The sequence below is a fragment of the Pedobacter suwonensis genome (assembly GCF_900111825.1).
Classification (GTDB): Bacteria; Bacteroidota; Bacteroidia; order Sphingobacteriales; family Sphingobacteriaceae; genus Pedobacter; species Pedobacter suwonensis.
Map to the genome: position 1 here is coordinate 59749 of NZ_FOJM01000021.1, position 12402 is coordinate 72150.

The 12402-nt window shown below is 38.1% G+C and carries 14 protein-coding genes; 4 read left to right on the plus strand and 10 right to left on the minus strand.

Annotation, left to right across the window (positions count from 1 at the left end; translation table 11 throughout):
• Positions 1–57: 57 nt before the first annotated feature.
• Positions 58–1206: a cysteine desulfurase family protein gene (locus BM107_RS22455; RefSeq protein ID WP_090987539.1), complete on the minus strand. Its 1149-nt coding sequence runs from the start codon at positions 1204–1206 to the stop codon at positions 58–60.
• Between the two features lie 130 nt (positions 1207–1336).
• Positions 1337–2722: a phosphoglucosamine mutase gene (glmM, locus tag BM107_RS22460; protein WP_090987541.1), complete on the minus strand. Its 1386-nt coding sequence runs from the start codon at positions 2720–2722 to the stop codon at positions 1337–1339.
• A 332-nt stretch (positions 2723–3054) separates the two neighbouring features.
• Between glmM and BM107_RS22465 the strand changes: the two genes are divergently transcribed.
• From BM107_RS22465 to BM107_RS22480, 4 genes are all read left to right on the plus strand, one after another.
• Positions 3055–3786 (plus strand): class I SAM-dependent methyltransferase, encoded by a 732-nt coding sequence (locus BM107_RS22465; RefSeq protein WP_090987543.1) that lies wholly within the window; start codon positions 3055–3057, stop codon positions 3784–3786.
• Positions 3783–4346 carry a phosphatase PAP2 family protein gene (locus tag BM107_RS22470; protein WP_090987545.1) on the plus strand — a complete coding sequence of 188 codons (564 nt, stop codon included), beginning with the start codon at positions 3783–3785 and terminating at the stop codon, positions 4344–4346. Before BM107_RS22465 ends, BM107_RS22470 begins: the two co-directional genes overlap by 4 nt.
• Positions 4347–4349: 3 nt before the next feature.
• Positions 4350–5066: a ZIP family metal transporter gene (locus BM107_RS22475; RefSeq protein WP_090987547.1), complete on the plus strand. Its 717-nt coding sequence runs from the start codon at positions 4350–4352 to the stop codon at positions 5064–5066.
• 253 nt (positions 5067–5319) lie between these two features.
• Positions 5320–5919, plus strand: coding sequence for a Uma2 family endonuclease (locus tag BM107_RS22480; RefSeq protein WP_090987549.1), 600 nt, complete (start codon positions 5320–5322; stop codon positions 5917–5919).
• Positions 5920–5985: 66 nt separating this feature from the next.
• On the opposite strand, the gene BM107_RS24825 is transcribed toward BM107_RS22480, so the two are convergent.
• The 8 genes from BM107_RS24825 to BM107_RS22515 all read right to left on the minus strand — a co-directional run bounded on the left by BM107_RS24825 (position 5986) and on the right by BM107_RS22515 (position 11841).
• Positions 5986–6129, minus strand: a complete 144-nt coding sequence (locus BM107_RS24825; protein WP_159435302.1) for a C1orf53 family protein — start codon at positions 6127–6129, stop codon at positions 5986–5988.
• A gap of 107 nt (positions 6130–6236) precedes the next feature.
• The gene (locus tag BM107_RS22485; protein ID WP_090987551.1) at positions 6237–7178 is read right to left on the minus strand and encodes an exonuclease; all 942 of its coding nucleotides are present in this window, start codon (positions 7176–7178) and stop codon (positions 6237–6239) included.
• Between the two features lie 44 nt (positions 7179–7222).
• Positions 7223–7840 (minus strand): dephospho-CoA kinase, encoded by a 618-nt coding sequence (gene coaE, locus BM107_RS22490; protein WP_090987554.1) that lies wholly within the window; start codon positions 7838–7840, stop codon positions 7223–7225.
• Complete coding sequence (locus BM107_RS22495; protein WP_244278890.1) at positions 7840–8787, minus strand: YbbR-like domain-containing protein; 948 nt, start codon at positions 8785–8787, stop codon at positions 7840–7842. The genes coaE and BM107_RS22495 overlap by 1 nt, the downstream gene beginning before the upstream one ends.
• 121 nt (positions 8788–8908) lie before the next feature.
• On the minus strand, positions 8909–9226 hold the full coding sequence (yajC, locus tag BM107_RS22500; RefSeq protein ID WP_090987555.1) for a preprotein translocase subunit YajC: 318 nt from the start codon (positions 9224–9226) through the stop codon (positions 8909–8911).
• A gap of 65 nt (positions 9227–9291) precedes the next feature.
• On the minus strand, positions 9292–9750 hold the full coding sequence (locus tag BM107_RS22505; protein WP_090987557.1) for a DUF1573 domain-containing protein: 459 nt from the start codon (positions 9748–9750) through the stop codon (positions 9292–9294).
• A gap of 2 nt (positions 9751–9752) precedes the next feature.
• Entirely contained in the window at positions 9753–10703 is a 951-nt protein-coding gene (gene nusB / locus BM107_RS22510) for a transcription antitermination factor NusB (RefSeq protein WP_090987558.1), read from the minus strand.
• A gap of 49 nt (positions 10704–10752) precedes the next feature.
• Positions 10753–11841 carry a Glu/Leu/Phe/Val family dehydrogenase gene (locus BM107_RS22515; RefSeq protein ID WP_090987560.1) on the minus strand — a complete coding sequence of 363 codons (1089 nt, stop codon included), beginning with the start codon at positions 11839–11841 and terminating at the stop codon, positions 10753–10755.
• Between the last annotated feature and the right edge of the window lie 561 nt (positions 11842–12402).

Sequence of the window (12402 nt, forward strand, 5' to 3'; positions counted from 1 at the left end):
ACCTTAGAAATGTGATAAATATTATGGCTGGTGCGTCACCAGCCAGGGAATAGTATTTTAAGCTAAAGCATTCTGCTTCACTACCATTTTAACTTTTTCGATTACGTAATCCAAATCTTCTTTAGTGGTGTATTTACTGAATGAAAAACGTACTGAAGGACGATTCGGATCGGCCTTAATACCATTTAGCACATGTGAGCCTATATTTGAACCCGATGAACAGGCACTACCCCCGGAAGCGCAGATACCGTTGATATCCAAATTGAACAATAACATATCTGCCATATCCATTTCCGGGAACGAAACGTTCAGCACGGTATAAAGACTTTTATCGGCATCCGTTTCTCCATTAAAAGCAATCCCCGGGATTTCGGCAATTAGTTGTGTTTTCAGATAATCTTTTAAGCCCTGAATATAAGATTGATGCTCATCCATCTCCGCATAGGCAATTTCCAGGGCCTTCGCTAAGCCTACAATGCCATATACATTTTCGGTACCACCACGCATATTGCGCTCTTGTGCGCCACCATAAATCATAGGCGGAATTTTAATATTGCTATTTACATATAAAAAGCCAACACCTTTAGGTCCGTGGAGTTTATGCGCAGCGCATACGATAAAATGCGCTTTAAGCTCGCGTACATTATGTGGATAGTGCCCCATGGTTTGAACAGTATCGGCATGGTAAATGGCATTGTATTTTTCGCAGATATCGCCAACTTTCACCATATCTGTTAGCGTGCCTAACTCATTATTGGCATGCATTAACGAAACGAAAGTACGTTCGTTATTTTGAAGCAATTCTTCTAAATGGTTGTAATCTATATTGCCTTTCTCGTCGATATTGACGAAACTTAACTTATCAATTTCGCCATTTTTGAGCATTGTATTTAAAGTATGCTCAACGGCGTGGTGTTCTATTTTCGAAGTGATGGCATGTTTAATACCATAGGCTGAAATGCCGCAGCGGATAGCGGTATTATCTGCCTCCGTGCCACCGGATGTAAAAAATATTTCAGATGGAGACGCATTTAAAAGACCGGCAACAGTTTTACGGGCCTTCTCAACCAATGTTCTCACCTCGCGGCCAAGTGCATGAATGGCAGACGGATTACCAAAATAGTTTTCCATCACGTTTGTCATCTCCGCGATTACCGCCTGATCTAATGGCGTTGTGGCCGCATTATCTAAATAGACCCTTTTCATTTTATGAATATTTAAAAAGTTAGTGTTGCAAAGCTGCCTGGTTAAGGTCCGCCCTGTTTAAATGTTCAGGATTTAATCGTTTTATTAAATCCTGAACAGGTATGCCTGATCCCAGAATCCGTATTAGAGATTAAAGGTGTAATATTTCTTTAATATCAGAGATAATTTTGTTTGCCAAATTTTCGGCAATGGTTTCATTTTCTGCCTCACTATAAATCCTGATGATCGGTTCGGTATTAGAGCGGCGCAAATGTACCCAAGTTTTATCAAATTCGATCTTCAAACCATCAATTGTGCTGTAAGGTTGATTTTTATACTTCTCTTCTACCTGCTTTAATAAATAATCGATATCCATTTCAGGTGTAAGGGTAATCTTATTTTTAGAGATATGGTATTGCGGATAGCTGGCCCTGAGTACCGAAATAGATTTACCAAATTTAGCTAAATGCGTTAAAAACAAGGCAATTCCCACCAAGGCATCCCGTCCATAGTGCGATTCGGGATAAATAATCCCTCCGTTTCCTTCACCGCCAATAATGGCTTGGGTAGCTTTCATTCTGTTAACCACGTTTACCTCACCTACAGCCGAAGCATGATATGATGATCCTGCTTTTTCGGTTACATCGCGTAAGGCACGGGTTGATGAAAGATTTGAAACGGTATTTCCAGGCGTATTTTTTAATACATAATCAGCTACGGCTACCAAGGTATACTCTTCGCCAAACATGCTGCCATCTTCATTCACAAAACATAACCGATCAACATCAGGATCTACTACAATGCCTAAATCAGCATGCTGTTTCTGTACTTCTTTCGATATTTCAGTTAAGTTTTCTGGTAAAGGTTCAGGATTGTGCGGGAAGTGTCCGTCTGGCGTGCAGTACAATTCTACCACCTTACTTACGCCCAAGGCTTTTAATAATGCCGGGATAAAAATACCGCCTGTAGAATTTACACAATCAATTACCACTTTAAAATCAGCCTTTTTTATTGCTTCAACATCAACCAATGGCAAAGCCAAAACTTTATCGATGTGTTTTTGCAGGTAAGTATCATTTTTAATCACTTTCCCTAGCTTATCTACCTCGGCAAAATCAAAATCAGCACTTTCTGCTAAATCTAAAACTTCTTTTCCATCAGCATCGCTAATAAACTCCCCACTGTCATTTAGTAATTTCAGGGCATTCCATTGCTTAGGGTTATGGCTAGCAGTTAAAATAATCCCACCTCCTGCATTTTCATCAGGAACAGCCACCTCAACAGTTGGCGTGGTTGATAAGCCTAAATCGATTACTTCAATACCAAGGCCTTGCAAGGTTCCAATAACCAGGTTGTTGACCATCTCGCCGGAAATCCTCGCATCGCGGCCTAAAACAATCCTTTTATTGCCGGTTTTATTTACCACCCAGCTACCAAAGGCAGCTGTAAATTTTACAATATCAAATGGAGTTAAGCCCGCTCCTGCCCTTCCACCAATGGTTCCCCGTATTCCTGAAATCGATTTTATTAGAGTCACTTCTTATAATTTATTAGAGGCTCCAAAAATAAGAAAAAAAACAAGATAGCTACTATTTAAACCTGGCTATATACCTGAATTTATGTAGCCCTTATGTCTACCTACGCGGTCAATTTAATAGAGCAGTGTAGCGCTTCACAATAAAATGGCGTGTAACTAAATTCCTTACAGTGGATCTTTTCAGGTGCTTACATAAGAGGTTGAATTACTTGATATAAAAAATCAACCCAATAATATTTTTGCAACATTATTGCATAAAAGCACATTCTAACTTTACTAGCGATTGTAAAACCTTATATTTGCATCTTTTTAAAGATACAAACAGCTTTTATATGCAGCGCAAGTGGTTTCAATATTGGTTCAATTCGCCATATTATCATATTCTTTACCAACAAAGAAATGATGCTGAGGCCGAATTTTTTATTGATAAGCTTACCTCTTTTTTAAATCCTGAAGCTGATGCCAAAATGCTTGATATTGCCTGCGGAAAAGGCCGGCATTCTATTTACCTGAATAAAAAAGGCTTTGATGTTACAGGTATTGATTTATCTGAACAGAGTATAAAATACGCAAAGCAATTTGAGAACAGCAAATTACACTTTCTGGTGCATGATATGCGGAGGCTGTTTTACATCAATTATTTTGATGTCGCTTTAAATCTGTTTACCAGTTTTGGTTATTTTGATACAGAAAAAGAACACGTAAATGCACTTAAAACTTTCCGCAAATGTTTAACTGCTGAGGGGATTCTGGTGCTGGATTATTTCAATACCGAGAAGATCATCCGGAATTTAAATTCCTGCGAAACGAAATCACTGGACGGCATCACTTTTCAAATCACCAAAAGTGTTGTTGATGGGAAAATCATTAAAAAGATCGATTTCGAAGATCAACAAAGGGTATATCATTTCGAAGAGCGGGTACAGGCATTTAGTTTTGAAGATTTTGAACGCATGCTGGGAAAAGCGGGAATGGTTATCCAGAAAACCTTTGGCAATTACGACTTAGCTGATTTTGACAAAACTAATTCAGACCGGTTAATTTTAATCTGTAAAAAAGCATGATCGAAAGCATACAGCAATTTGATGTAGAATTGTTTTTGAAAATTCACCGCGGACTTTCAAACGGCTTTTTTGATTGGCTGATGCCCCTTATGCGCAACCGTTTCTTTTGGTCGCCGCTTTACCTGTTTATTGTTATTTTTTGCATCAGGCAGTATAAAAAACAAGGCTATTATATCATAGGCATGGTGCTTTTTACTTTCGCCATGGGCGATTTAATCGCCTCCAGGCTTTTAAAACCCTGGATATCACGCGTGAGGCCTTGCAATGATTTAAGTTTGGCTAATGATATCATCCATCGTGTACCCTGCGGAAGTGGTTTGAGTTTTCCTTCGGCACACGCTACCAATCATTTTGCTATAGCTGTTTTTTTGATCTGCATTTTTTACAGCAGATGGAAACCGATCCTACCCATTGGTTTGTTCTGGGCATTTATCATCAGCTTTGCACAGGTATATGTTGGCGTCCATTACCCCGTTGATGTAACTACCGGCGCTTTATTAGGAATAGTAATAGGCGTGATCTGTTCAAGAATATTTAAAAAATTACAACCTGATTTTTAACCTATGGAAATCTGGAAACTCTGCGTACTCTTTTTCTGTGCCTTTTTAGGCGGAACGGCTATCTTTTTGGTTAAAAGTGATAAATCTAAATTGCTCAAGCTGATTTTATCTTTCAGCGGCGCCTATTTATTTGCCATAACCGTTTTACATTTAATTCCTGATGCCTACAGCGGACCAGACAAAGGGCAGATTGGCATTTTTATTCTTATCGGTTTTTTATTACAAATTTTCTTAGAACAGTTTTCAGAAGGTGTAGAGCATGGCCATATCCATAAACAACACGATGGGCATGTATTTCCGTTTGGGGTGATGATCAGCTTGTGTTTACATGCCTTTTTAGAGGGTATGCCCTTGGCCAAAGAACAGCACAACGAATTGATTTTTGGGATTTCGCTACATCATATTCCTGCTGCCTTTGCATTGGCAAGCATATTGATGCAGAATCATTTCAAAAAAAGCAGTATTATTTTTTACCTCATTGTGTTTGCCATTATGGCTCCACTGGGCTTTTATGTAAGTGTTGGTTTAAGCAACGGCACTATTGGGGGCATTGATGCTTATTTTAATAAAATTATGGGGATTGTAATTGGTATTTTCTTACACATTTCTACTACGATCCTGTTTGAATCAAGCGCTGATCATAAAATCAACACCCGCAAAATGATTGCTGTTTTGTTAGGAATTGGCGTAGCATTAATCGGTTTCTTTGCCGGACACTAATTCAGTTGGCAGTTGGCAGTTTTCAGTTAGCAGTTTTCAGTTAGCAGTTTTCAGTTAGCAGTTTTCAGTTAGCAGTTTTCAGTTAGCAGTTTTCAGTTAACAGTTTACAATTGGCAGTTTACAATTCTCAGTTTAAAGCTCTTGGTTGGCGATTAATCGGTTAGACCACTCAACTGTTAGTCCTTAAGCCGTTTTAAACGTTTAAATCGTTTATTTATTCAATCTTTACGGGAAAACATCTGTAAATTTAGATATGGATAAAATCGTAAATGAACCGGCCATAGCCTATCAAAAAAGGCATTATACTATTGAAGAATACCTGGAGATGGAAAAATCATCAACAGTGAAACATGAGTATTACCAGGGAGAAATCTTTGCAATGTCTGGTGCCGGAGAGAATCACAATGAGATTTTCAGTAATGTTTTTGGAGAAATAGGCAACAAGCTTAAAGGCAAGCCCTGCAGACCTTACGGAAGTGATAAACGAATGAATATTCCGGAAAACACTTTGTTTACCTATCCGGACATTTCCATTTATTGCAATGGTTCAACACATAGTAATTTTGATAAAGACACTTCCATTTTACCAACTGCGATTATTGAAATTCTTTCTCCTTCAACCAAAAATTACGACAAGAATAAAAAATTCAAACTGTATAAAGATATTCCATCCTTAAAAGAATACATCATGATTGATTCGGAATCTGTTTTTGTACAATCGTATCACATTAATGAAAATAGAAATTGGCTGTTAAGAGAATACAAAGAGATTTCTGATACACTAACCCTTGTTTCAATGGGATTTGACATGGCACTAAGCGACATCTACTATTTTGTCCGTTTTAACAATTGAACTCAGAAAAATGCAGTACCAATTAGCCTATTTTCAGCCAATTGAAAACTGCAAATCGCCAACTGATTACTTTTTCTCTTTTTTCTTCCCATAACTCCAGGGGCAGTGTTTACATTTATTTTTACAGCAATAACCACGTTTTAAATGGTAGGCTTCTGTAAAAACCATTAGTCCGTTTTCATTGAAATAAAAGTCTTCGCCTTCTTTCATAGCCAATATTGAATGATTGAATTTTGAATGATTGAGCGAATAATGATGATTGAGTGTTCATTTAATAGCTAAGGATGCCGAAACAGGTTCAGAATGACGAACGCTGATTAATTTAATATTTTAAGCTCCAGTTTATCTTTAAAATAATCTTTAAGCTGCCTACCATCACCGTGCAAAGTCCAAACCTGCCTGGGTTTAACTTTTTCTATGGTTTCCAGAATCGCATCCCAATCGGCATGATCAGAAATATAAAGTGATATTCCGTTTCGCTGCTGCAGGTTCTTCCATCCTGACGCAAAGGCACGGACTACATTAATGGCCTTATGGTAACTATGGAACACCATCGGCGGCACAATGTAAACCTGATGTTCCTGATTATTTTTCATCACCTTCCTATCATACATTTTGTAATTCCCTACTTTCACGCCATAATCTTCATATATTTTAACAAAAGGCATAATGCTATGGTGAACCATAATGTTTTTTGTAGGGCAATGCTGGTTGAGCAACTGGATTATCCGCTGGCTTTTACCTAAGGCATAAGCACCCAGCATGATATTCGAATGGGTTTCGTTGAGCTTTTTAATTTCTGCTATGGGAGAAGGATGTTTGGTTTCCGGATTGGCGAAGGTGCTTTCTGTAATTAAAACATCAGCCTCTACAAATTCAAAAGGTGCGCAAGAACCATCAGGTTCAATTTTATAATCACCAGTATACAGATACTTTACACCGTTATATTCCATTAATACCTGTGCCGAACCTAAAATATGTCCGGCAGAATAAAAAGTGATGGTAATATCCTTTATTTTAAAAGATTCGTGATAATTTTTGGTAAAAAAATCAACCGCTGCAAATTTACGGTACCGGTGTTTCATAAAAGTCGCAGTAGCAGCAGTGCAGTACACGTTCTGGCTCCCACCGATAGCATGATCGCCATGGGCATGCGAAACAACCGCTTCTTTAACCGGTTGCTGTGGATCAAGATAAAAATCCCCGTAAATACAATATAAGCCCGTTGGGGTAATGGTAATAAAATCTGCTAAAATCATATTGAAATGAAAGGATTTAAGAATGATATGATTGGAGTAGATCGTTATACATTGGCAAGCTTAAGGGCTTCTGCAGCCTTTAGAAACTGCTGATGCAAGGTTAATACCTGCCCGATGATGGATTGTTGTTCATCATTTACAATAAAATGTCCGGCTAGTTTAGATTTCTCTTCGTCACTAAATTGTTTGTCCATGCGCGCTTTAACCTGTTCTGCCGAAACACTGTCGCGCTGCATTACCCTTTTTAGCTTCATTTCATATGGTGCAGTAACCAGAACAGTGGCATCGCACATCTTGTAAGAACCACTTTCAAAAAGCAGAGCTGCCTCTTTAAGCGTGTAAGGAACAGTTTTTGGTGTGGTCTCTTCCCAGGCATCAAATGCCCTAAAAACGGCCGGATGAACTAACGCATTTAATTTTGCCAGCGCTTCTTCATTATTAAAAACTATGCCGGCAATATGTTTATTGTTCAGTTTTCCATCTGCAAAATAACTTTCTTCACCAAAAGCAGATTTGATTCCGGCAACCAACAAAACATCTTTGCACATGATCTCCTTAGCAACCGCATCAGCGTAAAATACCGGAATGCCCAGTATCTCAAAAACCTTGCAGGCCGTTGTTTTGCCACTGCCTATGCCACCTGTTATGCCTACTTTATACATTATTTCTCTACAATGAAATCTATTTTTGAAGGTTTTACGCTAACCAATTTACAGTAGTCGGGAAATTCGGTTATCTTCACCGTAAACTGACGATGCCCTAAATCCTTCCATTCACCAACATCAACAGTTGCAGTAATAAAACTTTCATCAACCTGATCGTAATTACTCAAAGCAACTAAAAAAGTAACCTTAACTTTTTTAGGATAAAGTTTAATGCTGTTATAACTCCGGTTATTGATGATTTTTAAAGGCACTTCAATGGTCTTTTCCGTAAACTCATCAACGGGCACTTTAACTTCAACAGATGATGGGTAAATACTTACGTTTTTATGAATGCTGTGCTGAAGAGCTACCCTTGCGGTAATACTGTTCTGTATTTTATCCTGTTTAAGTGTATCAGTTGGCCAAAATGTTATTTTAGAAAGTTCTTCCAAGGGGCCGGCAACCTTTACATATTTTGGATTGAGGATCACGTCACTTGACCTGCCATATTGTTTTGCAAACCCTAATTTATCAATCAATTTTACAGGAACTTTTTTTACTACGCGTTTGGTAAAATCGAAATAAAGGGTATCGGGCTTAACTGAAATTACTTTCTGCGTACTTTCCAACTGCCTGTTGATATTAAAAAGCTGATCGGAAAAAACGATAAAATCTTTGGTATTGAGCTGGCTCAAACTAACAGAAACAGAAGGTGGATTGATTCTTAAACGGGCAAAAAGCAGCTGCCAGCCCGTCCCTTCTACCTGTAAATCTATCGTATCAGACTGTAAAGGATAAAATGCTCTTTTGGTGGGACTGTTTTTAAAAACCAATACGGTTTTAGCAACATAAACATACTTATTATTTAATGCCATAAAAAGCCATGCGGCTATGGCCAGCAACAGGCAGGCCAGTAAGCTAAATACACGTCTTTTTTCAATCTTCGTTAATGTAATGAAGGGCATAATAAATTAAATATGGACTATGATCCGGAAAAATAATTTTCCAAAATGCATTTAATCAAATGTAATAAAACAAAAACAGTCCCGAAAGTTTTCGGGACTGCACTTAAATTTTATTAGTTTATTATGCTTTAGGCGTAATCACCGCTTTGGTTGCATCTAATGAAACTGCCGATTTATCGAAACGGATCTTCACACCACCTTCAACCTCAATTAAAAAAGTAGTTTCATTCATATCTGCAATACGGCCGTGGATACCAGCAGTCGTTACAATTTTATCTCCCTTTTTCAATTCTTCAACCAATTTTTTATGGTCTTTAGCTTTTTTAACCTGCGGACGGATCATGAAAAAGTAGAAAACTACCATGATCAGTACCATTGGTACAATTGTAGTTAATGTGCTACTTCCGCCTGCTGCTTGTAATATTACTGTTGATATCATTTCTTTTTTATTTGTTTATTATGAATTTTGATCGTTAAGGATGATGCCCAAGCCACCAAACCGATTTATTTTTTTTCCAGCACCTCTCCTACCAGATGGACGGTACTTACGGTTGGCTTCGCATTAGATGTTACCGTTATCACCTTATCCTGCATCCCCATTTTGCCTTCGCTATTGAAAACTACACTGATGATACCTTCTTTACCTGGTAAAATAGGTTCGCCAGGTACCTGCGGAATGGTGCAGCCACAGGTTGCCGTTGCATTGGAAACAATGAGCGGACTCTTACCTGTATTTTTAAATTTGAAATCGTGTTTAACTTTTTCACCTTGTGTGATTTTACCAAAATCAAAAATATCGCGTTCGAAAACGATAACAGGTGCATCTGCCGGGGCAACTTTAGCTGTTTTTGAAGTGTCATTGCCAACCGAAACAGCCGAAGCAGTTTCGCTGGTTTGATTATTTTCATTGCGACAGGCTACGAATGAAAGCGCAGCAATAGCCAGGATAAATGTTCTTTTCATTTTTAATCTTCGATTAATCCGCGGCCGATCTTTTTAATGGTATTGCTTTTCTTCAGATCGCCTAAAATTTTGTCTAAAATACCGTTAATAAATGAATTACTTTTCGGTGTACTGTAATCTTTTGACAACTCTAAGTACTCATTAATAGTTACTTTAACCGGAATAGATGGAAAATTTAACAGCTCGCAAATGGCCATTTTCATTAAGATCGTGTCCATCAAAGCAATACGCTCCGATTCCCAGTTTTTAGTGCGATCAGCAATCATTTCCTGGTATTTCGCATCATTCTGTAGGGTATGCACAAATAAATCCTGAACAAATTTGCTGTCTTCAACCCAATCGGCACTAATTTCGGTTAATTTGTTTTTGAAAGGATCTTCGGATGTAAAGTTTTTCAAGGTTTTGGCTACCATCCCCTTCATCACTTCATGATCTACCTGCCAATTGATAAATTTCTCTTCAAAAACCTGGATAATAGCCTGATTTTTCAAGATGATTTTACGAAAAATATATTTAATGATGTCTTTTGATGATTCTAAACTTTCGTTTGGATCGGCCAGATACTCAGCATATTCTTTTGACGCCTTTAAAGAATTGTAAACGGTTTTACGGATTTCAGGATCGAACCCCCAATCAACCTTATATTTTTTAATTGCGGAAGCATATTCAGGATTCTGCTGCAATAAAACGCTAAACTTATTGTGTAGCAATTTCATGTTGGGATTGATATCCTCTGCTGTTTTGATAAACTTATTTGCGCGCTCTGCCGCGTCGTTAGCGGTAAATTCTGTAACCTCTACCATTAAAGATAGCATCCAGATGTACATTTCATACACGCTATCGATGCTTTGCATTAAAGTTTTTAAATCTCCTTTAATGTCTTTTTTGTCTGCCATGTGCCAAGCAAAAATATTTTGCAAAGCTTTGATTCTTAAGTGCCTTCTGTTTAACATGAATGTAAGAACGAGTGCGGTTATTAAAACCTGTTTTAATAATTATGATTTAATATGACGATTTAATTTTTTTAATATCTGCAATCCGTTTCTCGGCAATCCGGTTTGCGGCAATGTTTGTTGATATATTTTCTGCTTTACTTAATTTGATTACACTGCGTGTAGCATCATAAATATTCTCAGTAAGCTGTACGGTACGCTTTTTGCCGAAGCCCGTTAACTCCGAATAACAGGAAATTAATCCACCTGCGTTAATCAGGTAATCAGGCGCAAATAAAATCCCTTTTTTTAAGAGTAATTCGCTATCCAGAACCTCATCTTTTAACTGGTTATTAGCAGAACCTGCAATAATTGCAAATTTCATTTTTTCGATGGTTTTGTTATTAACAGTAGCACCCATTGCACATGGCGCATAAACATCGGCATCGGTGGTGAAAATTTTATCTGCCTCGATCGGTTTTGCTTTATACTTCCGGGCAACATAAGTTAGTTGTTCCTGGTTAATATCGCTGATCAAAACTTCAGCATTTTCTTTTCTTAATAAGGCAACCAGGTGTTCACCAACATTTCCAATTCCTTGCACTACGATGGTTCTTCCGGCAAGCATATCTGTACCAAAAACCTCTTTAACACTCGCTTTAATACCTAAATAAACACCTTGCGCAGTAAAAGGAGCCGGATTACCCGCGCCACCGATCGATTCGGGAACACCTGTAACATAATTGGTTTCCATACGGATATATTCCATATCGCGAGTATTGGTACCCATTTCTTCTGCGGTAATAAATTCGCCATTCAGGTTTTTGATAAACCTGCCATAGCTACGCATTAAAGTTTCGGTTTTGTCTTTTCTGGAATCGCCAATAATCACACCTTTTCCGCCGCCCAGGTTTAGACCGGTGATTGCAGCTTTATAGGTCATTCCGCGGGATAACCGCAATGCATCTTCCAATGCTTCGCTTTCCGTGCTATAACTCCACATACGTGTTCCACCTAAAGCAGGGCCTAATGTGGTATCATGTATAGCAATAATTGCTTTTAAACCTGTATCTGGATCATTACAGAAAACCAATTTTTTGTGCCCGTAAGCACTTAATTGATCTAAAATTGATGAATCTGACGGAGAATTTGCTGGCATATGAACGTTCGGATAACCTGCTGCAAAATTAAAATAAAAAACGATTATTACACGTATTTAAGAAAACTATGACAAAATTTATTCGTTAAGGCCGCAATCTCCTTCCAATCGTCACTTTGCGTACGAAAGATCTGTAACCTATTAAAAAGTCTATTATTCTGCTATCCATGAATTTATCCACATCATTATCATTGCTGAGCAGGTCTATCGCGCAGATAGATTTTATTAATCCAGATTGATTTTTCCCATCTGAGCGGGTTGAAGATCATGCTGAATTAAATGAGGCACTGGAGAAATATTGCAGTGCCAGATGGAAACATCAGACACCGCGAAAAATGAGGGACTGGAGAAATATTGCAGTGCCAGATGGAAACATCAAACACCACGAAAAATGAGGGACTGGAGAAATATAGCAGTGTCAGATGGAAACATCCGACACCACGAAAACTGCACACAAAAGATCTGTAACTGACATAATATAAAGTCCAGTCATTCAACAGGCTTGAAATCAACAGCAGAACTATAGTTGCTATGAAAGGCATACCATACATTTCAAAAACA

Coding starts and splice junctions, on each gene's coding strand:
- BM107_RS22455 (WP_090987539.1), bottom strand. CDS start 1,206: ATGAAAAGGGTCTATTTAGATAATGCGGCCACAACGCCATTAGATCAG.
- BM107_RS22465 (WP_090987543.1), top strand. CDS start 3,055: ATGCAGCGCAAGTGGTTTCAATATTGGTTCAATTCGCCATATTATCAT.
- BM107_RS22470 (WP_090987545.1), top strand. CDS start 3,783: ATGATCGAAAGCATACAGCAATTTGATGTAGAATTGTTTTTGAAAATT.
- BM107_RS22475 (WP_090987547.1), top strand. CDS start 4,350: ATGGAAATCTGGAAACTCTGCGTACTCTTTTTCTGTGCCTTTTTAGGC.
- BM107_RS22480 (WP_090987549.1), top strand. CDS start 5,320: ATGGATAAAATCGTAAATGAACCGGCCATAGCCTATCAAAAAAGGCAT.
- BM107_RS24825 (WP_159435302.1), bottom strand. CDS start 6,129: ATGAAAGAAGGCGAAGACTTTTATTTCAATGAAAACGGACTAATGGTT.
- BM107_RS22485 (WP_090987551.1), bottom strand. CDS start 7,178: ATGATTTTAGCAGATTTTATTACCATTACCCCAACGGGCTTATATTGT.
- coaE (WP_090987554.1), bottom strand. CDS start 7,840: ATGTATAAAGTAGGCATAACAGGTGGCATAGGCAGTGGCAAAACAACG.
- BM107_RS22495 (WP_244278890.1), bottom strand. CDS start 8,787: ATGCCCTTCATTACATTAACGAAGATTGAAAAAAGACGTGTATTTAGC.
- yajC (WP_090987555.1), bottom strand. CDS start 9,226: ATGATATCAACAGTAATATTACAAGCAGCAGGCGGAAGTAGCACATTA.
- BM107_RS22505 (WP_090987557.1), bottom strand. CDS start 9,750: ATGAAAAGAACATTTATCCTGGCTATTGCTGCGCTTTCATTCGTAGCC.
- nusB (WP_090987558.1), bottom strand. CDS start 10,703: ATGTTAAACAGAAGGCACTTAAGAATCAAAGCTTTGCAAAATATTTTT.
- BM107_RS22515 (WP_090987560.1), bottom strand. CDS start 11,841: ATGCCAGCAAATTCTCCGTCAGATTCATCAATTTTAGATCAATTAAGT.